Annotated in this window: 20 protein-coding genes, 1 pseudogene and 1 riboswitch; of the genes and pseudogenes, 15 read left to right on the top strand and 6 right to left on the bottom strand. The window is 28.5% G+C overall.

From position 1 onward, the window contains the following. Positions 1-79: 79 nt before the first annotated feature. From thiT to RYM86_RS07285, 4 genes are all read right to left on the bottom strand, one after another. Positions 80-757: an energy-coupled thiamine transporter ThiT gene (gene thiT, locus RYM86_RS07300; protein ID WP_315079123.1), complete on the bottom strand. Its 678-nt coding sequence runs from the start codon at positions 755-757 to the stop codon at positions 80-82. Between the two features lie 121 nt (positions 758-878). Continuing rightward, a riboswitch (TPP riboswitch) is annotated at positions 879-981 on the bottom strand. Positions 982-1,005: 24 nt separating this feature from the next. Next, entirely contained in the window at positions 1,006-1,212 is a 207-nt protein-coding gene (locus tag RYM86_RS07295; RefSeq protein ID WP_315079122.1) for a hypothetical protein, read from the bottom strand. A 171-nt stretch (positions 1,213-1,383) separates the two neighbouring features. Further along, positions 1,384-1,836, bottom strand: coding sequence for a PadR family transcriptional regulator (locus RYM86_RS07290; protein WP_315079120.1), 453 nt, complete (start codon positions 1,834-1,836; stop codon positions 1,384-1,386). Position 1,837: 1 nt separating this feature from the next. Next, a complete protein-coding gene (locus RYM86_RS07285) occupies positions 1,838-2,686 on the bottom strand; it encodes a DegV family protein (RefSeq protein ID WP_315079118.1) in 849 nt (282 codons plus the stop codon). A 298-nt stretch (positions 2,687-2,984) separates the two neighbouring features. Between RYM86_RS07285 and RYM86_RS07280 the strand changes: the two genes are divergently transcribed. From RYM86_RS07280 to RYM86_RS07230, 11 genes are all read left to right on the top strand, one after another. Then, positions 2,985-5,090, top strand: a complete 2,106-nt coding sequence (locus RYM86_RS07280; RefSeq protein ID WP_315079116.1) for an anaerobic ribonucleoside triphosphate reductase — start codon at positions 2,985-2,987, stop codon at positions 5,088-5,090. A 426-nt stretch (positions 5,091-5,516) separates the two neighbouring features. Further along, on the top strand, positions 5,517-6,671 hold the full coding sequence (gene nifV / locus RYM86_RS07275) for a homocitrate synthase (protein WP_315079114.1): 1,155 nt from the start codon (positions 5,517-5,519) through the stop codon (positions 6,669-6,671). A gap of 62 nt (positions 6,672-6,733) precedes the next feature. Further along, positions 6,734-8,656 carry an aconitate hydratase gene (locus tag RYM86_RS07270; RefSeq protein WP_315079112.1) on the top strand — a complete coding sequence of 641 codons (1,923 nt, stop codon included), beginning with the start codon at positions 6,734-6,736 and terminating at the stop codon, positions 8,654-8,656. A 223-nt stretch (positions 8,657-8,879) separates the two neighbouring features. After that, entirely contained in the window at positions 8,880-11,135 is a 2,256-nt protein-coding gene (locus RYM86_RS07265) for a GGDEF domain-containing protein (RefSeq protein WP_315079110.1), read from the top strand. Positions 11,136-11,392: 257 nt separating this feature from the next. Next, complete coding sequence (gene nrdG / locus RYM86_RS07260) at positions 11,393-11,902, top strand: anaerobic ribonucleoside-triphosphate reductase activating protein (protein WP_315079109.1); 510 nt, start codon at positions 11,393-11,395, stop codon at positions 11,900-11,902. Positions 11,903-12,091: 189 nt separating this feature from the next. Continuing rightward, positions 12,092-12,700 (top strand): DNA-3-methyladenine glycosylase, encoded by a 609-nt coding sequence (locus RYM86_RS07255; protein ID WP_315079108.1) that lies wholly within the window; start codon positions 12,092-12,094, stop codon positions 12,698-12,700. Between the two features lie 598 nt (positions 12,701-13,298). Continuing rightward, the gene (locus tag RYM86_RS07250; protein ID WP_315079107.1) at positions 13,299-14,303 is read left to right on the top strand and encodes a substrate-binding domain-containing protein; all 1,005 of its coding nucleotides are present in this window, start codon (positions 13,299-13,301) and stop codon (positions 14,301-14,303) included. 93 nt (positions 14,304-14,396) lie between these two features. Continuing rightward, entirely contained in the window at positions 14,397-16,058 is a 1,662-nt protein-coding gene (locus RYM86_RS07245) for an alpha-glucosidase (protein WP_315079106.1), read from the top strand. A gap of 91 nt (positions 16,059-16,149) precedes the next feature. Next, a complete protein-coding gene (locus RYM86_RS07240) occupies positions 16,150-17,430 on the top strand; it encodes an extracellular solute-binding protein (RefSeq protein ID WP_315079104.1) in 1,281 nt (426 codons plus the stop codon). 24 nt (positions 17,431-17,454) lie between these two features. Then, on the top strand, positions 17,455-18,318 hold the full coding sequence (locus RYM86_RS07235; RefSeq protein WP_315079103.1) for a sugar ABC transporter permease: 864 nt from the start codon (positions 17,455-17,457) through the stop codon (positions 18,316-18,318). After that, positions 18,318-19,187, top strand: a complete 870-nt coding sequence (locus RYM86_RS07230) for a carbohydrate ABC transporter permease (protein ID WP_315079102.1) — start codon at positions 18,318-18,320, stop codon at positions 19,185-19,187. The genes RYM86_RS07235 and RYM86_RS07230 overlap by 1 nt, the downstream gene beginning before the upstream one ends. A 299-nt stretch (positions 19,188-19,486) precedes the next feature. Here the strand turns inward: RYM86_RS07230 and RYM86_RS07225 are convergent, their stop codons facing one another. Continuing rightward, a complete protein-coding gene (locus RYM86_RS07225) occupies positions 19,487-19,669 on the bottom strand; it encodes a hypothetical protein (RefSeq protein ID WP_315079101.1) in 183 nt (60 codons plus the stop codon). A gap of 425 nt (positions 19,670-20,094) precedes the next feature. On the opposite strand from RYM86_RS07225, the gene RYM86_RS07220 reads away from it, so the two are divergent. The 4 genes from RYM86_RS07220 to RYM86_RS07205 all read left to right on the top strand — a co-directional run bounded on the left by RYM86_RS07220 (position 20,095) and on the right by RYM86_RS07205 (position 23,688). Then, positions 20,095-20,850 (top strand): sialidase family protein, encoded by a 756-nt coding sequence (locus RYM86_RS07220; protein ID WP_315079100.1) that lies wholly within the window; start codon positions 20,095-20,097, stop codon positions 20,848-20,850. Between the two features lie 104 nt (positions 20,851-20,954). Beyond that, positions 20,955-21,641 carry a response regulator transcription factor gene (locus RYM86_RS07215; RefSeq protein WP_315079098.1) on the top strand — a complete coding sequence of 229 codons (687 nt, stop codon included), beginning with the start codon at positions 20,955-20,957 and terminating at the stop codon, positions 21,639-21,641. A 1-nt stretch (position 21,642) separates the two neighbouring features. Next, a complete protein-coding gene (locus RYM86_RS07210) occupies positions 21,643-22,950 on the top strand; it encodes a HAMP domain-containing sensor histidine kinase (RefSeq protein ID WP_315079096.1) in 1,308 nt (435 codons plus the stop codon). 615 nt (positions 22,951-23,565) lie between these two features. Beyond that, a complete protein-coding gene (locus tag RYM86_RS07205) occupies positions 23,566-23,688 on the top strand; it encodes a hypothetical protein (RefSeq protein WP_315079095.1) in 123 nt (40 codons plus the stop codon). A 368-nt stretch (positions 23,689-24,056) separates the two neighbouring features. Here the strand turns inward: RYM86_RS07205 and eno are convergent. Beyond that, positions 24,057-24,191, bottom strand: a pseudogene (gene eno / locus RYM86_RS07200) (phosphopyruvate hydratase); the annotation flags it as partial. Positions 24,192-24,242: the final 51 nt, after the last annotated feature.

Genomic DNA, 24,242 nt, shown 5'->3' with positions numbered 1-24,242 from the left:
GTAGATTTTAATTACAAAAGATTTGAATATATAAATCTACTATTATAATAATGAAAAATACATAATTTTGATATTTAATTTATGTTGTAACTCTATTATTTGATACGACTGAAATTAATCTTGTCATAGGAAGAGCAGCAACTATAACTAAACAAATAAGTCCTTCTAATCCTATTATAGGTGCATTTACTGATAGAGAATATAATGCTGGAGACATTCCTTCTGGTGCAAAAGATCCAAAGAAAGCAACTCCAGATATAAAGTGGCATATAAATCTTCCCAATACTGCGAGTGTAACACCTAAATACTTTTTATTTGGAAAGAATCCAGCGATACCTAAACATAAAAATGGTAATGGAAAATCAAATAACACTTGAACCGGATGTAAAATATAGGGGTCCATAAGTAATGTAATCATTCCATAAAGGAATCCAGTTAAGAATCCAACTTGTGGCCCATACATAAATGCAATCAGCAAAATAGGAACCATACTACCAAAGGTTATACTTCCGCCTTGTGGAAAATGATAAATTCTAAGAATTTTTAGAATTGTTGCCAATGCTAAGGCTATACCAATTCTAGCAATTAATTGAGGTGTAAATTTAATTTTTTTTGCTTTTACTAATACAACTAGTATAGCAATACACCCTAATAAAGTAATAAGTGATAATGGATTAGAAATGATAGTTTGTACATTTTCAGGCAAATGGTTATACAATTTTGAAAATTGTTTTGCCCAATCGTTAAAAATATTCATAAAAAAACCTCCTTAATTGTGCTTAGGAGATTGTTAACCAATAAATATAAATTTTTATTATTCAAATAGAACAATAAAATATACTAAAACACTTTTAATGTTTATTAGTATAATAAATATATATTAAGCGGTTATACTTCCCTACGCCAGAATTAACTGGATCAGGTTCCGAGGGTTTATGACATAAATCAAATCTCAGCACAAAGGCTCCCCTAGCACTATAATATATATTTATTTTACCCGTATAACTATAGGTAGTCAACTACGTTATATGGGTTATATTTATTGTCTTTATTATAATGAGTGATATAACTTGATGAAACATCATTTAAATTGACTTTAGAACCATTTGCTGAATAATTAGGAATATTATTACAAGGAACTGTAGAATTAATATTATTATTATCTATTATAATGTCTTCTTTATAAGTTGAATCAATAATAAAACCTTTCATAAATTAACACCATCCTTTAATAGTATTTTTAGTATTATTTAAATAAATATACATTAATGCCATTATGGAATTTTTTGATGTTAAATTGATATATTTTTTATTTAAAGTTTATTTTCAAATAAAAAAGTGCCTTGTTTTAAAATATTATTTACTTTAAAACAAGGCACAAAATTAATAAAGGTCATTATAAATTATTTTAAAAACTTCTAAGGATTCTTCAATTTTTGGTTTTAGAAGTTTTTTCTTATGTTCATATTCTATTTTTCCTTGTGGTGTTAAATGATATATTTTTTGAAATTTCTTATTGGGATCATCCCATATTCCAACAATAAGAGCTTCCTTTTCTAATTTTTTCAGTATAGGATATATTCCTCCAGTACTAGGAATCCATCTGTTATTAGTTCTTATACCTATTTGATTTGAAATTTCATTTCCGTTTGTTGGGTTTAGTGATAATATATATAAAACATATATAGGCAAAAGACCTTTGGTAAATACTTGACCTACAGCTTCCTTTTCCTTTTTAATTTTTTTTAACTCAGAAACTTTATTCTTATATTCTTCGTATAATCTTTTTTCTTCATTTTTTATATCATTTATATCAGAAAAATTAAAGTCAGACATATTAATCTACCTTTTCAACAATGAATCCAAAAAGACCAGGACCAGTATGAACTCCAAGTGCAGGGCCGATACTATATCCTAAGTTGCACTCTACTACATTATCAAAGCTCTTAATATTTTCACATAATGATCTTGCATCATCAAGGGCATTACCATCCATAACCCAGAATTTACATTTATTATTCTCGGTATAAGATTTAGCAATTTTTAATAATTTTGATGCAGATTGCTTTTTACCACGAGCTTTGCAGTAAGTATGGAAGCAACCGTTATTATCTATTGTTATAACAGGCTTTAAGTTAAGAACATCACCGATAGTTCCAGCGATTCTACCTATTCTTCCACCTTTTTTTAAGTATTCTAAAGTATCTATAGTAAAGAATATGTCTATTTTAGATCTTAACTCAGGAATTGTCTTTACTATCTCATCAAATGATTTTCCTTCTTCAATAAGTTTTGCAGCTTCTAATACTACTACACCTTCTGCCATGCTTAAACTTTTTGAATCATATACAAAGGTTTCTATCCCTTCAAAGCTTTCACATGCTAATCTCATTGAATTATATGTTCCTGAAAATTCACTTGATAATGTTACTATAATAGCATGCGTATATCCTTCCTCAATTAATTGATGAAGAGTATTATTAAGTCTTTCAATACTTGGTAGTGATGTTTTAGGAATTTCTCTAGGAAGTAATTCGTAAAGAACATCAGAAGTTATTTCTAATTTATCATCATATTCTTTATCAGAAAAGATAATTTTAAAAGGTAATAATTTTATATTGTATTTTTTTAAGTCCTCAGTACATATATCAGATGCACTGTCAGTTAGTAATGCAATTTTATCCACTAAAAATTCCTCCTAGTAATATATTCTATTAATTAATTATATCACTATAGATAACTATATCAATAGTGATATAGTTATCTATAGTGATAAGTTCTTAGATAATATTAATTATAATAAGTCAAATTGAAAACAACCTTAAAATTTAACCAAATATAGAGATAAAAAGATATATTCACTAATAATTAAAAAATATCACCAATAAAACTAAACATTAACGGTATTGCTAACGCATATTTAATCAAGTATAATAATACAGTATTATTAAAGTACTATATATTGTGTTGTGGAGGTAAGCAAAATGCTATATGTTGTAAAAAGAGATGGAAGAACTGTTGAGTTCAATGGAGAGAAGATTTCTCAAGCTATTAAGGGTGCTGCGCTAGAAATCGGGGTTACTTTAAGAGAAAGCCAAGTTTTGGAAACTATACAAAAGGTGATTATGTATATCGAAGATACAAAAAAAGAAAAAATTACAGTAGAAGCAATTCAAAATTTGGTTGAGAAAGCTTTAGGTGAAGAGGATAAAAATATAGCTTTTGCATATTCATCATATAGAAGAGAGAGAACAAGAGTAAGAGATATAAAATCGGATTTAATGAAAGCAATAGAAAAAATAGGTGTTGAAACTGATAGAGATAATGCTAATGTAGGAAATAATTTTAGTTCTAAGCTATTAAGAATAGCATCTGAATCTAATAAATGGCATAATTTATCTACTATGCCTAAGCATTTATCAAAAGCTCACGAAACAGGTGATCTTTATTATCATGATTTAGATAGTTATAACTTAACTACTAATTGTCTTCATATACCTACTAAAGAAATTCTTATGAATGGATTTAATACAGGATATGGAACAATAAATGCACCTAAGAGAATAGAGACAGCTGCAGAATTATCATGCATATTATTACAATCTACTCAAAATGATATGTTTGGAGGTCAATCTCATCCAGATTTTGACAATGATTTAGCAGTATTTATTCCTCCAACAAGAGACGAGATAAAAAAAGAATTAGAAGAACTAGATATTCCAAAAGAAAAGATGAACGCGCTTATAGAGAAAACTTTAAGAAAAAGAGTTCATCAAGCAATGCAAGGTGTTATTTATAATCTAAATACTATGCATAGCAGAGCTGGATCACAAGTACCTTTTAGTTCTGTAAATATAGGAATACCAACTAATGATGATGCAGCATTAGTTTGTGAAGTATTTCTTTTAGAATATGAAAAGGGATTAGGTAAAGGAGAACAGCCTATTTTCCCTAACATAATCTTTAGAGTAAAAGAAGGCGTTAATAGAGAAGAAACTGATTCATATTACTATTTATATAAATTAGCTTGTAGAGTAGCAGCTAAAAGAATGAATCCTACTTTTATGAACATTGACGCAGATTTCAATAAAGAATATTATGATAAAGGATATATTCCAGCTACTATGGGATGTAGAACTTATCTTATGAAAAATGTAAATGGAGAACCAGGATGTAAAGGAAGAGGAAATATAGCTCCTACTACAATCAATTTACCTAGAATAGGATTACAAGCTAAAGGTGATTTAGATAAATTCTTCAAAATTTTAGATGCCAGATTATCTTTATCTAAGGAATCTTTATTGCATAGATACAATGTATTAAAGAATTTAAGGGTTAAAGATTTACCATTTATAGCAGGTCAAAACTTAATGGTAGGTTCAGAAAATTTAAATCCAGAAGATTCTATTGAACCTATATTAAAACAAGGAACTTGGGGTATAGGATTCATAGGACTTGCTGAGACATTAACAGCATTAATAGGTAGCCATCATGGAGAAACTGAAGAAGCAAGAGAATTAGGATTAAAAATAATTGGTCATATAAGAGATTATTGCGATAGATTAACAGAAAAATATAGCTTAAATTGGAGCTGTTATGCAACTCCTGCTGAGGGATTATCAGGTAAATTCATAAAGCAAGATCAAAAAACATTTGGAATGATAAAAGGTATTACTGATAAAGAATACTATACAAATAGTTATCATGTACCAGTAGGGCATGCTATATCAATTAAAAATAAAATTGACATAGAAGCTCCATATCATAAAATTTGTAATGGTGGCCACATAACTTATATAGAAGTTGATGATTTTCCAACTGAAGATGTTATTATGGATATAATAAATTATTCATATAAAAACACTAATATAAGTTATATGGGAGTGAATTTCCATATAAGATATTGTAAAGATTGTGGAACTTATTTACACAGTAACGAAAGTAAATGTTCAAATTGTGGCAGTACTGATATACAAGGTGTAAGTCGAGTAACAGGATATTTAAGTTTAGATGAGAGATTCGGTCCAGGAAAGTATCAAGAAAGAGCTGATAGAATATCTCATTTAGAAAGTCATAAAAAACATTATTAGAGAATTAAAAACTAATTAAATTAAAAAGCATTAAATTTGAGTGAGGATACTAAAAAGTATCCTCATTTTTTAGTGCTTTTTTATATAAATATCTATGTTTTATAAGAAAGCGAATATATTCATAAGTAAAGTGGAGGGAGCAATTGAATAAAGCAGAGTACAGATATTTTTTAGGTTTAAGCATGATAAATTACATTGCTATGTAATTTCACTAATGAATAATTGTAAAAAAATCTTGCAATAAATTACAACTTTTTATGTAAATAGCCTTATATAACAAGAAAAATTGAAAGGGAATAGCATATTCATTGCAAAAATAAGAAAATTATCGTTCCGTTATATGTATATATAGTGTATAATGATAAATAAATAAAAATTAATTGGTAAAAGCAATAGGTAATAAACAGATATTAAGGGGGAGTTAAAATGTCAATTAAAAATATAAATACAGATAAAGAAATTAATATAGTTGATACTACTCTTAGAGATGGGGAACAAACAGCAGGTGTAGTTTTTGCTAATGCTGAAAAGATAGCAATTGCAGAAATGTTAAGTGAACTTGGAGTAGATCAATTAGAAGTTGGTATACCTACTATGGGTGGCGACGAAAAGGCTGCAATAAAAGAAATTGTTAAAAGAAATTTAAAGCCAAGCATAATGGCATGGAATAGAGCTGTTATTGGGGATATAGAACAATCAATAGACTGTGGAGTTGATGCGGTAGCAGTATCTATATCAGTATCTGATATACACATTCAACACAAACTTAAAACATCAAGAGAATGGGTATTAGAAAATATGGTTAAATCAGTTGAGTTTGCTAAAAAGAATGGACTTTATGTATCAGTTAATGGAGAAGATGCTTCAAGAGCTGATCAAGATTTTTTAATAGAATTCATTCAAGCAGCAAAACAAGCTGGAGCAGATAGATTTAGATATTGTGATACTGTAGGAATTATGGAACCTTTTAAAATTCAAAAAAGAATTAAGGAGCTTTACGAGACTACTAATTTTAATATAGAAATGCATACACATAATGATTTTGGTATGGCTACTGCAAATGCTATAGCAGGAATTGAAGGCGGAGCTACACACGTTGGAGTAACTGTTAATGGTCTTGGAGAAAGGGCAGGAAATGCTGCATTAGAAGAAGTAATTATGGCATTAATGATTGTATATGGATACAAAGGAGATATTGATACAACAATGCTTAAAGATCTTTCTCAATATGTATCTAGAGCATCAGGTAGAGAATTACCAAAGTGGAAAGCTATAGTTGGAAGTAATATGTTTGCACATGAATCTGGAATTCATGCTGATGGAGCTCTTAAAGATCCAACTAATTATGAAGCATTTGATCCAGCAATTGTAGGGTTAGAAAGACAAATAGTTATAGGGAAACACTCAGGACGTGCTGCAGTTGAAAATAAGTTTAGAGAATATGCAATAGAACTTACTAAAGATGAAGCTACAGGAATATTAGAATTAGTTAGATCAACATCTGTTAGATTAAAAAGATGTCTTTTTGATAAAGAGGTTGTTCAATTATATAAAGAATATAAAAGAATTAATAAATTATAAAATATCAACATCTACCTAAAAGTCATAAAGTTAAACTATAAGCAATAATAGGGGGAATAAACATGGGAGATAATTTAGTTTATAAAATTTTAAAAAATCATATTGTTGAAGGAAATTTAAAAACAGGAGAACCAATTTCTATTAAAATTGATAAAACATTAACTCAAGATTCAACTGGAACAATGGCATATCTTCAATTAGAAGCTATGGGAATAGATAGAGTAAAAACTAAGAAATCAGTGGCATTTATTGATCATAATATGCTTCAACAAGGATTTGAAAATGCAGATGACCATAAGTTCATTCAAACAGTAGCATCAAAATATGGAGTGTATTTTTCAAAACCTGGAAATGGAATATGCCACCAAATATTTTTAGAAAGATTTGCAACACCAGGAGATACATTAACTGGTTCAGATAGCCATACACCAACAGCTGGCGGAGTTGGAATGCTTGCAATGGGAGCTGGTGGATTAGATGTTGCTCTTGCAATGGGTGGTGGTGCATATAATATAAATACACCTAAAGTTGTAAAAGTTGAACTTAAAGGAAAGTTAAATAAAATGGTGGCTGCTAAAGATGTAATTTTAGAAGTACTTAGAATATGTACTGTAAAAGGCGGAGTTGGAAAAGTATTTGAATATTGTGGAGAAGGAATTAAAAGTTTATCAGTACCAGAAAGAGGCACAATAACTAATATGGGAGCTGAGCTTGGTGCTACAACATCAATATTCCCTAGCGATGAGAAAACTTTAGAATTCTTTAAAGCACAAGGTAGAGAAGAAGATTGGCTGGAATTAAAAGCTGATGAAGATGCTGCATATGATGAAGAAATAGTTATAAATTTAAATGATTTAAAACCATTAACTGCAAAACCTCATAGTCCAGATAATGTTGTAACTGTTGAAGAGGCAGGAGAGATTAAAGTCGACCAAGTGTTTATAGGAAGTTGCACTAATTCTTCTTATGAAGATTTAATGAAAGTTTCAAAAATATTAAAAGGAAATAAAGTACATGAAAATGTAAGTTTAGTTATTGGACCAGGCTCTAGACAAGTCATGGAGATGATTGCTAGAAATGGAGCCTTAGCAGATATAATTAGTTCAGGAGCAAGAATACTTGAAAATTCTTGTGGCCCATGTATTGGAATGGGTCAAGCACCAGGAACAAATGGAATATCCTTAAGAACTGTAAATAGAAATTTCTATGGTAGAAGTGGAACATTATCAGGACAAATATATATTGTAAGTCCAGAAACAGCAGCAGTTTCAGCGATTAAAGGTTGTTTAACTGATCCAAGGGAAATGGATGTAGACATAAAAGTTGATATGCCTGAAAAGTTTATCATAGATGATTCTATGATTCTAGAACCTGCTAAAACTAATGAAGAAGTCGAAGTTGTTAGAGGACCGAATATAAAACCATTCCCAATAAATAAATCATTTGGAGATAAAATTGATGGTAAAGTGTTAATCAAAGTAGAAGACAATATTACAACAGATCATATAATGCCTTCTAACTCAAAATTATTACCATTTAGATCTAATATTCCTTATCTTTCAGAATTCTGCTTTAATACAGTAGATACAGAATTCCCTAAGAGAGCTAAAGAATTTAATGGAGGATTTATAGTAGCTGGAGAAAACTATGGACAAGGTTCAAGTAGAGAACATGCTGCATTAGCGCCTTTATATTTAGGTGTAAAAGCAGTTATTGCTAAATCATTTGCTAGAATACATAAAGCAAATTTAATAAACAATGGAATAGTACCAATTGAATTTAAGGATTCTTTAGATTATGAAAAAATAAATTTAGTTGATGATTTATTAATAGAAAATATAAGTGATAATTTAAATACTGGAGTATTAAAAATTAAAAACTTAACTAAAAGTAGTGAATTTGAAGCTTTAGTTAAATTAACATTAAAAGAAATAGATGTTATAAAAGCGGGTGGAAGATTAAATTATGTAAAGCTTAATTTATAGAAAAATTAATTTATATCAACACTTTGCTGAAATATAACCTATATAAAAAAGACTTTCTTAAATAAAAAGAAAAATTTAAGAAAGTCTTTTTTTATTTTAATACAAGTTTATATGAAAATATGATAAAATATGGATATACAATAAATTACAATAATTTAAATTACTTGAATTTTTGTTTGTACAACCTTTGGAGTAGCAATATTAAGAGTTGGGGGGTAAATATATGAATAATAAGTTTAAAAGTAATATTTTCGCCTATATTATACCGATTACTGCTATTGTTATGTTAATAGCGATTGGATTTTCTGTATGTATAATAGAAGTTAAAGAAGTAATAAATAAAGGCAATAAATCTGTTATTGTAAAAGCATCAGAAAATAATTCTATGTTCATAAATTATAAGTTAAATGATAATATTCAGTATATGAAACATATATCGAGTATCTTTAATGGATTAAACGATTTCAAAAAAGAAGATGTTATGGAGTTTTTAAATTTAGAAGAAAAAAAAGATTTTTTAACAACTGGAATTATAACTTCTGATGGGATTTTAAATTGTACTGATGGCTCAATAAATAATATTAAAAACAAGGATTATTTTAAAAAATGGGAAAAAACTAATGAAGATATCATAACGATAGATACTGATTTAAAAAGTGGCGAAAGAGTATTCATATATGTAACATCATTATTTCATCATGATAAAATTCAAGGTGCTTTATATGGAACATTATCATTTAAGGATATAGAAAAATTATTTATATCAAATTCTAAATTTTATCAACAGGTTGAGACTTACATACTAGACAGAGACGGAAATATATTAATAGGATCTGGTGATTTATTCAATATATTAAAAGACAATAATATATTTTCATATCATGACTTAGATGATATAGAAATGTTAAAGGATGATTTGACTAATAGTAGAGATGGGGCTGTATTTATTACACTAGATAAGAATAAGTATATTTTATCATATTCTAAAATAAGTGATTTAAAGGATTACTATGTTTTATCTTTAATAGATGCATCTAATATAAATGAAAAACAATATCATATTACATCTCTAATGACCATTTTAGCAAGTTTTGTTATATTAATATTTTTGATACTTTTAATTTATGTAAATTCGTATAGAAATAGAAAAGAAAAGTTAATTAAAGACATAGCATTTGTTGATGATATTACTGGTGGAAAAACTCTAACTAAATTTAAAATGGATATAAAGGAAGTATTAATAGAAAATATGAATTCGTCATATGCATTGGTAGAATTTGATATAGTTAGATTTAAAATTATAAATGATATATGGGGATATAAAACAGGGAATTTATTATTAAAACATATATCTGATATTTTGAGAAATAAATTATTGTATAAAGAAATGTTTTGTAGAGTAAGGGATGATTTATTTATATTGTTATTAAAATATAAAGATGAAAATGATATTATAGATAGAATTAATGCATTAGATAATAGTATGAGATTCTTTGATAATGGAACTAAAGAAGTTCCAAACTTCTCTCTTTCATATGGGGTGTATGTTGTAGATGGAACAGAGGAGGATATAAATAAAATGATTGATAATGTAGCCTTTGCAAGAGAAACTTCAAAGGATCATTGCAATGAATTTATAGGATTTTATGATATAGGACTTCAAAGTAAATTAATAAAGCAAAAGCAAATAGAAGATGTTATGTATAGTGCATTAACTAATAGACAATTTGAATTATACCTTCAACCTAAGTATGATATAAAATTAGAAAGTTGTGTTGGTGCAGAAGCACTTGTAAGATGGAATAATCCCGAAAAAGGATTAATAAGTCCTATAGATTTCATACCTTTGTTTGAGAAGAATGGTTTTATAGTTAATTTAGATATGTTTATTTTTGAAGAGGTATGTTCAAAAATAAATGAATGGAAGCAAAACAATATTAAATTAATTCCTATTTCAGTTAATATATCAAGAATTAATTTAAAAAATGTAGATTATTTTACAAAGAATATAAGTAGAATATTTAATAAATATGATATAGATCCAAATTTAATAGAGATTGAAATTACAGAAAGTGCAATATTTAATCATTATGATAATATGTTGCAAGCATTGCTTAGATTAAAAGCAATGGGATTTAGTATATCATTAGATGATTTTGGTACAGGTCTTTCTTCACTTAATATATTAAAAGATTTGCCTATTGATACAATAAAACTTGATAGAGAATTCTTAAATAGTAAGGATAGTTCTAAAAAAGGTGAGATAGTAATAGCAAATATTGTGAGAATGGTTAAAGAATTAGATTTAAATGTAATCTGTGAAGGGGTAGAAACTCATGAACAAGCAGAATTTTTAAGTGAAGTAGGATGTAATAATGCGCAAGGATACTTGTATGCAAAGCCTATGCCAGTAAAAGATTTTGAAGAAAAGGAATTAACATTAAGGTTAATTAAAGATGTTATTTTAACAAAGCCCTGATATATATAAGAATAACTGAACGGAATAAAATGTCATTTTGTCTATTTCATATATCAACACATATTTAAAATAGTTTTTTTAATTACAGGTAATAAATGAAGTGTTTTTGAAAAGCTACTAATATATAATTTATTATATATTAGTAGCTTTTCTATTTTTGTGTTTTATAATTAATATTATATTTCCTATATATAAAAGATAGAGATATAATAAATCTTAAATGCAAACATAAGAATTTTTAAAGGAAGTGTATTATTTTGGATAAAAAAATAAGATTATCAGGTATTGCTTATGAAAGTTTAGTAAATGGTCCAGGAATAAGAAGAGTATTTTTCTCACAAGGATGTAATCATAATTGTAAGGGTTGCTTTAATCCCGATACTCATGATTTTAATGGTGGAGAAGAAAAGGATATAAATGAATTAATAGAAGATGTTTTATGTAATCCAATGATTAGAGGAATTACTTTTAGTGGAGGAGATCCATTTGAAAGAGCAGATCAATTTTCTTATATGGCAAAAGTTTTTAAAGAAAACAATAAAAATATTTGGTGCTACACAGGATATACATTTGAATATATAAATGATAATTTAGAAAGCAATAAAGGTTGGAAAGACTTAATAAATAACATAGATGTATTAGTGGATGGAAAATTTGAGGAAGATAAAAAAGAAGATGGATTGAAATTCAGAGGATCATCTAATCAAAGAATAATAGATGTAAAGGAAAGTTTAAAATCGAATAAAGTAGTTATTTTTGATATTTAGCGTATGCTTTAAGAATTTGTTTATATTGTAGTATAAAGCGCATAGATTGAGTAATTTACTTACAATGCTATCACGCCGTATACTAAAATATAAACATTCATTTTTAATGTAGACTTATAATAAAATATCAAAAATTAGTTATAATAAAACTTTAGAATGAGATTTTAAATAAAAGGATGTGATGAGTAATTGATTTTGAATAGGGAATTTTATAAAAGAGATGCGTTGGAAGTAGCTAAAGGTTTATTGGGTAAAATTTTAGTAAGAGAAATAGATGGTGTTATTTTAAGGGGAAAAATAGTAGAAACTGAAGCGTATATTGGATTAATTGATAAAGCATCACATGCTTATAATGGAAGAAGAACTGAAAGAACGGAACCGCTATTTAAAGAAGGCGGAATAGCTTATGTATATTTTATATATGGACTTTATCATTGCTTTAATGTAATAAGCGGAGAAAATGATGATGGACAGGGAGTTTTAATTAGAGCATTAGAGCCATTAGATAATTTTGAGTATATTTCTTTAAAAAGGTTTAATAAAAAATTTGAAGAATTATCTATTGTTAAGAAGAGAGAATTAACTAATGGACCATCAAAATTATGCATGGCTTTTGGAATAGATAAAAAAGATAATTATAAAGTGCTTTATGAAAAAGGTGATTTATATATAGAAGATAGCTATGATAATCATGAGATTGTTGAAACAACGAGGATTGGAATAGATTATGCCGAGGAAGCAATAGACTTTCCATGGAGGTTTTATATAAAAGATAATAAATATGTATCTAAAAAATAATGCTATGTTTTAAAAAGTGTTCATATATGCATAAATAAAAATGGACTAAGTAATTAAACTTAAGAACGCTAAAATGAGTATAGTCCCGTTTTAGCTTGTTCCCAATATAAAATTGAGACAAGCAGTAAATGTGACAATACTCATTGGGGGTTCTAAAAGTCTAATTACAATGCCATTTTATCTATTGCATATATGAACATATACTAAAAATGATTATTTAAAACGTAATTGAAAAATAAACTATAAAATAAGAAAACTCTTCATTATTATAATGGAGAGTTTTCTTCGTAAATAAACAATTCATATTAGTATAACAACAAACGTTATACTAGTTTAAGGGGACTAATGATTATTATGATATTGTGGATACATTTATATTATGGACAAGCGAAAAAATTTTATACATTAACAAGGAAAATTTTTAAAATTTTTTTTTACTCTTTAGAAATCTATAAAATATTAGATGGAGTGGGGTTTTAACAGTATTAATTTTTAATATGTTTAAGTTTTTAGTATTTTACTTTATTGATATGTATATGAAAATATGGTATTGTATATTTAAGTAATCGATTAACTTAAGGAAAAAAGAGGTATTGAGATGGCATCAACCATAAAAGATGTAGCGAAATTATCTAAAGTATCTGTAGCTACAGTATCAAGAGTTTTAAATGATTTAGGGGGATACTCTGAGGAAACAAAAATTAGAGTTCTTAAAGTAGTTGATGAAATTGGCTATAAAAGAAATGCTATTGCAAGGTCTTTATCAACTAATACAACAAGAACTATAGGAGTAATTTTACCAGATGTATCTACAAACTTTGATGGTGAAATCATTCGTGGAATAGAGGATGTAGCACATGAGAACAACTATAGCGTTATACTTTGTAATGCTGGTTCAAAAGGAGTTAGAACTTTAGAATATTTAAGAATTTTAGAAGAAAGACAATTAGATGCTGTCATCATTGTAAGTATAAAAATAGAAGATGAATACTATAAAGCTTTAAAAAAAATCAATATTCCATATATACTTATATCTACAACATCGCCTAAATATGATATGCCCCATATAAAAGTAGATGATTTATCAGCAGCTTATACTGCAACTAAGTATTTATTAGATAGAGGTCATAAAAAAATTGCGATGATAAGTGGAACTAAAGAAGATACAATAGCAGGATTACCTAGAGTACAAGGGTATATGAAAGCACTTTTAGAGTATGGAATAAATGTAGACGAGGAATTAATTACATATGGAGATTTCTCATATAACAGTGGAATTGAATGCATGAATACTTTATTAGAAAGAAAAAAGGAATTTACAGCTATATTTGTAGCTAGTGATGATATGGCAGTGGGAATTTTAAATGTTGCCTATAGAAAAAATATTAGAGTACCTGATGAGTTATCAATTGTAGGATATGATAATACTAAAACAGCCATAATGTCAATACCACCATTAACAACATTATCACAGCCATTATATGAAATGGGATGTAAGGCATTTAATGAAATTTTAAATATGCTTAATGGAAGCGATTCTAAAGAACAAATTATTATGAAGCATAATATTGCTGAAAGAGAAACTGTAAAATGGTTAAAATAAACCATTTTATTTTTCAAGGTTACGTAATCGGTTAACCTAATACATAATATATTTAAAACATAGCATTTATTAAAAATAAAAGGAGGAGTTTTTATGAAAACAAATTGGTGGAAAGAAAGTGTGGTATATCAAATTTATCCAAGAAGTTTTAAGGATAGTAATGGGGATGGAATTGGGGATATAAGAGGAATTATAGAAAAGCTAGATTACTTAAGAGAATTAGGTATAGATGTTATTTGGCTTTCACCTGTATATAAATCACCTAACGATGATAATGGATATGATATAAGTGATTATAAAGATATAATGACTGAATTTGGTACTATGAACGACTTTGATGAGTTACTTAAATCAGCTCATGAAAAAGGAATTAAAATAATGATGGATTTAGTTGTAAATCACACATCAGATGAACATCAATGGTTTGTAGAAAGCAGAAAATCAGAAAATAATAAATACAGAGATTATTATGTATGGAAAAAAGGTAAAGATGGTCAACCACCAAATAATTGGACATCTTGTTTTAGCGGCCCAGCATGGCAATATGATGAAGAAACAGAAATGTATTACTTACATTTATTCTCTAAAAAACAACCAGATTTAAATTGGGAAAATAGTGAATTAAGAAATGAAGTTTATTCTATGATGCAATGGTGGTTAGATAAAGGAATAGATGGATTTAGAATGGATGTTATTAATTTTATTTCTAAAGATCAAGAATTCCCTGATGGTGTAAATGGAGATTTCAGTAAGTATTCAATGAATGGTCCAAGAATACATGAGTTTTTAGAAGAAATTAATGAAAAGGTTTTAAGAGATAAAAATCTAATAACAGTTGGCGAAATGCCAGGTGTAAGTGTTGAAGAAGCTAAGTTATATACTGGAGAAGATAGAAATGAACTTAATATGGTATTCCAATTTGAACACACAGATTTAGGTAATGGAAAATATGGAAAATGGCATAAGAACTCATTTAAATTAACAGATTTAAAGAGAATAATGTCTAAATGGCAAAAAGGTTTAGAAAATGAGGGCTGGAACAGTTTATATTGGAATAATCATGATCAACCAAGAGTTGTTTCAAGATTCGGAGATGATAAAAAGTATTGGAAAGAATCAGCTAAGATGTTAGCTACATGTCTTCATATGATGAAGGGAACTCCTTATATTTATCAAGGTGAAGAAATTGGTATGACTAATGTTGAATTTGAGGATTTAAATGATTATAAAGATATAGAAATTATAAATGCATACAATGATTTAGTTGTTAAAAAAGGAAGATCACATGATGAAATGATGGAAGGAATTCATGATAGAGGTAGAGATAATGCACGTACACCTATGCAATGGGATAGTAGTGTAAATGCAGGATTTACAACAGGTACTCCTTGGATTAAGGTTAACCATAACTACAATGAAATAAATGCTGAAAGTCAGGTAAATGATAAAGATTCTATTTTTAATTATTATAAAGAGCTTATAAAAATAAGAAAAGATAATGAAATTATTGTTTATGGAAATTATGATTTAATTTTAGATGATAGTGAAGAGATATATGCATATGTAAGAACATTAAATGAAGAACAGTTATTAGTAATATGTAATTTCTCTAGCAATATTTCAGAATTTAAATTACCTAATAATATAAAATCAAAATATAAAAAACTTCTTATAGCAAATTATGATGAGTGTAAAGAAGAGACATTAGAGAATATAAGCTTAAGACCTTATGAATGTAGAGCATATCTTATTTAATAATTATATATCTTGTTTTGGGAACGATTCCTGAAACAAGATATATAGCCTATAAAGATTATAAATAATAGGAGGTGAATACTATTTTTCTATGAGTATTAAGTACTATAGAAAAGTAGTTGGCATAATGAAGATTACAAGAATTCTTATTAGTTGCTTAACAATTTGCATTTTTTCTACATCACTTTTAACTGGTTGTAAAAGCAATGATATTAAAAATGCAGATGGAAAACAACAAGTAGAAGTTTTTTTAAGTAAAGCAGAAGCAATAAATACATTTAAAAATCTTGAAGAAAAATTTGAAAAAGAAAATCCTGATATAGATGTAATTATTAGTTCACCAGCTGAACCTGTGACAGTATTAAAAACAAGATTAGTAAAAAATGATGTTCCAGATATATTAACAATAGCTGGGGAGATGAATTATGGAGACTTTGTAGATGCAGGTATTTTAGAAGATTTATCTAGTCAAAAAAATATTATAGATAGAATACAACCTGCTTACGTTAATGTTTTAAAAAGTTTAGAGTTTGAACCTAGTGATACTTTATGTGGAATACCCTATGCATGTAATGCTGGGGGAGTAGTTTACAATAAAGATATTTTTGAAAAATTAAAATTAAAAGTTCCAACTACATGGGATGAATTTATAGATACTGCTGAAAAGATAAAAGAGGCAGAAATTACACCATTTTACTTTACGCTAAAAGATGCATGGACTGCTATGCCAGCTTGGAATGCTATAACAGCTAATACTCAATCTGAAGACTTCTTTATTGAACGTAGAAAAAATGAAGTTACATTTAGAGATGAATATAAACCAATAGCTGAAAAGATGGAAAAGTTAATAGAATATGGTCACAATGATAATTTTGGAATCGGATACAATAATGGAAATGTATCTTTTGCTCAAGGAAATGCAGCAATGATGATACAAGGAAATTGGGTTATTCCAGAAATATTAAAGATAAATCCAGATATGAATTTAGGAATGTTTGTATTGCCAACAAATAATGATGCAAGCAAGAACAGTGTTGTTTCAGGTATCGATTTACTATTTGCAATACCTAAGGAGTCTAAGAATAAAGAAGCGGCAATTAAATTTTTAGATTTTATGACTAAGAATGAGAATGTAGAACAATATGCAAAAGAACAGTTTGCGATTCCAGCAATTAAAGATATATATCAACAAGATAAAACTGTAGAAGATTTAAATCCATACTTTAAAAATGGAATGGTTTTAGATTTTCCTGATCACCATTATCCAGCATCAATGCAAGTTGGAGATTTAGCTCAAGCTTATTTATTTAATAAGGATATAGATAAGCTTTTAAATAGTTTAGATGACAGATGGAATAGATCACAGCAATAAAATAAGTTATAGGGGTGAACGAGCATGAAAGAAAAAAGAAGAGTGTTCTTATTAATGTCAATACCAGCAGTAATTCTATTTTTTATTTTTCATACATTACCTTTACTAAAGGGTATATCTTATAGTTTTACAAACTGGAGAGGATTTGGAACTTTTAAATTTGTAGGTATAAAGAATTATATAAGTATATTCTCAGATGAAAGAATAATTAATTCATATATGTTTACATTTAAATTTGCTTTACTTTCAACAATTATAGTAAATGTAATAAGCTTAATTTTAGCAGTAGGATTAAATTCTAAAATAAAATTTAAAAGTACTTTAAGAGGTATTTATTTTATTCCTAATATTTTAGGTGGATTAATAGTTGGTTATATATTCAGTTATATATTTACATTTATACTAACAAGTGCAGGACAAGCAATCGGGAGCGAAGTTTTAAGTAAAAGCATACTTGGAAATCCTAATTTGGCATGGCTTGGGGTTGTCATAGTAGCATCTTGGCAAGCCATTGCATTTAACACAATAATATATATTTCTGGACTTCAAACTATTTCAGAAGATGTATATGAAGCAAGTGCAATTGATGGTGCAAATAAATGGATACAGTTTAAAAAGATAACATTTCCTTTACTAGCTCCATTTTTCACTATAAATATGGTGTTAGCAATGAAAAATTTCTTAAATGTATTCGACCAAATTATGTCACTTACTGGTGGAGGTCCTTCAGGATCAACAGAATCTATAGCTGTATTAATATATAAAGCTGGTTTTGATGGTAGTCAATTTGGATACCAATCAGCAAACTCAGTTATTTATTTCATAGTAGTAGTAGCAATATCATTATTACAACTAAGAATCCTTGAAAGAAGGGAGATGCAATTATAATGTTTGCAGTAGTTAATAAATCAAGAAAAAATAAAGAATCTAAAGTAAATAAAGATGAGAAAACAAATTGGTTTGTAACAATACTAATGATTTTAGGAACTATAACTGTACTTTTTCCATTATTAATAACAGTACTTATAGCTTTAAAATCACCACAAGATATGATGAACGGAATCTTTTCATTACCAAAAGTTTTTCATTTTGAAAACTTTACTAAAGCTATAGAAATGACTAATTTCTTTAATGCATTAAAAAACAGTTTAACTATTACAATAACAACAGTTATACTTACTCTTATCACTAATTCTATGGTTGGATATGCAATAGCAAGAAATATACATAAAAAGACATACAAAGCTATGTATTATTATTTCTTAAGTGCCATGTTTGTACCATTTCCAATAATAATGCTTCCACTTGTAAAACAAGTTAGTGTTTGGAATATGGATAATATAATGGGATTACTTCTTTTATATACAGTGTATGGACTATCTTCTAATGTATTCTTATATGTAGGTTTTCTAAAATCTATACCAATAGAATTAGAAGAAGCAGCATTGATAGATGGAGCAAGTACTTGGCAAGTATTTTTTAAAATAATATTTCCAATGCTAAAACCAATACATGCAACAGTAGCCATTTTAACAGCATTATGGTGTTGGAATGATGTTATGTTACCACTTGTAATATTAAGTAACCCGGACTTTGCAACTATTCCTTTAGTTCAATTTATATTCCAATCACAATTTGGGACAGATTATAACTTAGCATTTGCATCTTACTTATTAGCGTTAATACCTATATTAGTATTCTATTTATTTGCTCAAAAGGGTATTATTGAAGGAGTAACTAAAGGTGCTATAAAATAATTAAAAAATAGTTAAAAAATGAATCTATATTTTGAAATAGATTCATTTTTTATACTATTTTATTAAACGAAATAAAATTAAAAAAAGTTTGAAAAAAAGTGGTTATTTTTGTGGTGAAAGCATATATATTATATGAATGATAAATAAATATATTAATTTATTCCTTCATTGAGCATTGATATTTAACAATTTAAAAGTTATAAACAGATTTAAAATTTTATAATTTCTCGTATGAAAAACAAAAACTATATTTAGCAAAATAATGCTCAATATAGTTTTTATCTTTATAATATATTAATTTATTTTTCTTCACTATCTTTAGTTTTTTTATCTATACCACATGAAACCCATGGATAATCTGGATTACTTGGATCACATGGATTTGATGGATCAACTTTAACTTTTTCTTCTTCAAAAGCTACTTCAAACTTATCTGTACAATTACATTCATTTTTTTTGTTTAAATTTTCTTTATTACTCATATTAATTATCTCCTGTCTTCTTATATTCTATGTTTTTATTATAAAACAATTATTATTAATTAGCAACTATTATTAAATAATAATTTAGATTATTTTATATATTTTGTATTATTTAATATAATTTGCATTTATAAAGTTAATTATGTATTAATTATAATTAATAATTGTTCATCGTAAATTATGCAGGTAAATGCTAATGGAAAGAAAATCCTTTATAAACCAGAGGCTTCATTGGCTTGTAATTGTTCATTATAACGTATATCATTATAAAAAGGCTATTTTCGAGGAAGAAAGATAGCTGCTGATGAAAAATATTGTAAAACCTTTTAAAATAATTTGCCATTTAAGGTTTATTAAAGGTTTGGCAGTTATGATTAGGATGTAAGGTAACTACCTACAAAATAATTTTAACGGAGGTTAAGAAAATGAAAAACATTTCAACTGCAACAAAAAGGAAATTCGGTACCGTCGCTCTATGTGGAGCTCTTGTTCTATCAATGAGTGCGACAACAGCATTTGCGGCAAGTACCCCAATGAGGTCAGACAGTAGTTCCACATTCAAGGATAGTATCAATATGAGCGTCAAGGTGAAGATGGAAAACGGTGTTAGGTTGTATTCAACTGATGACGGTGCAACTTGGAATGAGAATGCTCCAGAAGGCATTCAGGGTGTTATGTTCAAGGGTGAAAAAATCATGAGTGGCCAATTTACTAACGGCAGATTTCACATAGATGATGCCGGTATGAACATAATGGCTAAATCCGAAAATGGCGTTAAGATGTACTCTATCGATGGTGGCCAGACTTGGAGCGAAAACGCTCCCGAAGGTATTCCCACTTTTAATGAAAAGGATGGAAATTTCACGACAAATGGAGCTATACTGCAAATGGGAGACGGCACAAGTGTGATAGTCAAGGTGGAAAACGGCGTTAAAGTCTATTCAACTGATGGCGGCACAACTTGGAGCGAAAACGCTCCCGAAGGCATTCCCACTTTTAATGAAAAGGGTGGAAATTTCATGACAAATAGAGCTATACCGCAAATGGGAAGCGGAACAAGTGTGATGGTCAAGGTGGAAAATGGTGTTAAACTCTATTCAACTGATGGCGGCACAACTTGGAGCGAAAACGCTCCAAGCGGAATTTCTTCATTAGGCGAACTAAAGTATAAGACTAAATAACCTTAACAAAATGAGTCCTACTCACAACAAAGGAGTCTGATAATAGCTCCTTTGTCGTGAGTATACTACTACATTTTTGAATAAACCAATCAGGAGGTGTTCTGTTGAGAATTTTAATGGTTGAAGATGAGAAATATATGGCAGAAGCAATTGCCGCCGTTTTAAAGAAAAATAATTATACTGTTGATTTGGCGTATGACGGCGAATACGGCTTGGATTGCGGACTTTCCAGCATCTATGACATTATCATTCTTGATATTATGCTTCCGAAATTGGATGGATTAAGCATATTGAGGGAACTTCGTGCCAACAGCATTGCGACTCCAGTTATCCTCCTTACGGCAAAAGGCGAGACTGAGGATAAAGTCAAAGGTCTTGACAGCGGAGCGGACGACTATTTGGCAAAGCCGTTTAAAACAGATGAACTATTAGCACGAATTCGTGCGTTAGGACGCAGGAAAAGTGAATTTGTAAATGATGGTATATTGACTTGTGGAGATATTGAGCTAAATCCACAAACGTTAGACCTGTTTTGTGGTAAAAAATCATTTAAGCTGACGTTAAAAGAATGCCAGTTATTGGAATTTCTCATAAATATGAAAAGCATGGTTATCTCTAAAAACGCGATTATTGGGAAGTTATGGGGATTTGATGGTGATGCCGAGGATAATCACGTAGAGGTATACGTATCTTTTTTGCGAAAAAAATTAAGCCATGTAAACTCCAAAACAGTCATACAAACGGTGCGTGGCGTTGGGTATATAATAAAAATTGCAAAGGATGAAAATTGATATGTTTAAAAAACTTCGAAACAGATTCCTTATATTGAATATGTCAATTATTTTGATGGTAATGCTTGCCGCCTTTGCTACTATTTATTTTACAACATACTCTAACGTACAGATGGAAAATCAAAATAAGTTAAACAATATATTTGCCCTTCCAATCGGAATATCTTTAAGGCAGGATAGAGAATTTTCTAGTGATGTGCAAGGAAATAGGACAGTCGGCGTCATTCCCCCTAATTTTTCTCTTTCATTTAATATTTTAATGAATGGGGATGATGAAGTTCTTAAAATAGTAACTTTTATTGATATGCCGGAAGAAACTTATTTCAAAGCTGCCGAGCTTGCTTTAAATAATAAAAGGGACATAGATACCATCTTTCTGGAAGGCAAAAAGTGGATGTATAAAGTGTCATCGGTAAGCAGCAAATTTGTGACAAATAAAAGTGGGCAGCAAAGCATTATAAGTTCTACTGGAACAGAACGGCAAATAGCGTTTTTAGATATTACCGATTCTGACAAGATGCTTACAGAACTTTTAATGACATTTTTAATCATTGGTTTCGCCATGATTTTTGTTATTTTCGCAATCAGTCTTTATTTTGCAAATCGAGCTATTAAACCAATTTCGCAAACTTGGGATAAGCAAAAACAATTCATTGCGGATGCATCCCATGAACTCAAAACACCACTGGCTATTATTAGTGCAAATTCCGATGCATTGCTTGCCCATCAAGAGGAAACAATCATAAGCCAGAAAAAATGGATCGATCATATACAGGCTGAAATTGGAAGAATGAGTAAACTCGTGAGCGATCTTTTATATTTAGCCAAAGCCGAGGACACCAATATCAAAGTACAGAATATGCCTTTCGATATGAGCATAGTTGCAAACGAAGCCATACTGTCGACCGAGGTTTTGATTTATGAAAAAGAAATAACCCTTACCCATACCATAGAGTCAAATGTTATTGTAACTAGCGATAGTGAAAGGATCAAACAGGTTGTTATGATATTGCTTGATAATGCCGTAAAGTACACAAATGAAAAAGGTGCGATTGATATTACTCTGAGAAAAACGAGACATAACATTGTCTTTTCAGTTGAAAACACTGGAAAAGGAATTACTCCATCTGACTTGCCAAAGCTGTTTGACCGATTTTACAGAATTAGTACTGCAAGAACGCAAGAAGATGGCGGATATGGGTTAGGTCTATCCATCGCAAAGGCGATTATAGACAGACTTGGTGGCAAACTATATGCTGAAAGCACCGTTAACGAAAAAACCACATTTACCTTTACCATTGGATTATAAAAAATTAGTAACGTTTAATATCTAAAACCTCTCTGATAAGCATCATTGCAATCGGATAAATTGCAATTATAGCAACTAAGTTATTTAATCTTTTTGAAGATAAAGGTATCATTTTCTCTAATGTTTTTTCAATTTTGTAGTGATATATTCTTGATCATTAATCATAAATAAACCACCTTTTTTTAGTAAATTTGAGTTCACAAATCAATTTTACACTAAAATAAGGTGGTTTGTTATTATTGTGTCATTTTATACACTCTTAGTTAAGAATTAAATCTTAAAACCAAGTAAATAAGCCATTTCTAATTTAAATTTTTCTAGAATTCAGAAGTTCTAGGATTTGAATTTTAGTGTATTTTATAACCTCTTCTAAGGCTTTATTTTACTTGTGTTTGAGCATTCTTAATTTTATTTGATTATAAAATGTCATAAAGAAAATTAGCTGTGTTGTGTTATGGTTGTGTTATTTTTTACTATATAATCAAATTACACAGATACGTATATTACAAAATTAAATTATATATTAAATACATTATACTATAGATTTTAAGGTTTTTCATTGCAATAAAGATAGTAAGAAGTGTAGATACAGAATATAGGTATGATATTGAAACAATGTTATATGCTTTTGCCAGTAAATTTTTAGAGGGTAGAGATTTAGAAAAAGTAGAGGAGGAGCTTAGTATGACTGAATTAGGTAAAAGATTATGGAAAGAGGAGAAAGTAAAAAAGTTATAGAGATAGTTAAAAATTCAATAAAAATGGACTCGATAATGAAGTGATAAGTTCTATAACAGGATTAACAGTTGAAAAGATTCAAGGAATAAGAGAAGCTATTGAATATGAAGAGTAAAAGTTTATTAAAATATAATTAAATGACACTAAATTTCATTTAGTTAAAATTAAAACTAATTTGAAAAGAACGATAATTAATTTATCGTTCTTTTTTTGAACAATTTTATTTATTTTATACCCTTGAGGGTACATTATGACCATTAAAAAGTTTTACTTTATATTAAAGAAAGTTTTCTTTCCTAATCTTTCGGTAATTAATTTCCAACTTTCTCAATATTCTTCATCCATACCATCTTCAATTGAGATATTTAGATATTCATCATAGGAACTGGTAATATTTTTGCATTCACTCCGCCTATATATTTATACAATGGCATTTGTAAATAGTTTGCAGCTGCTTTTGTAACAGCTAATGATATACCTAAAATAGCATTAGCTCCTAATTGTGTGCCCAGCATGGGCACGTACTAATCGGTGAAAGTCCGTAATGGGGGCTG

The organism is uncultured Clostridium sp. (genome assembly GCF_963527835.1).
In the GTDB taxonomy this organism is placed as follows: domain Bacteria; phylum Bacillota; class Clostridia; order Clostridiales; family Clostridiaceae; genus Clostridium.
Note: the sequence above shows the minus strand (reverse complement) of the source record. Positions and strands in the feature narration are given on the sequence as shown.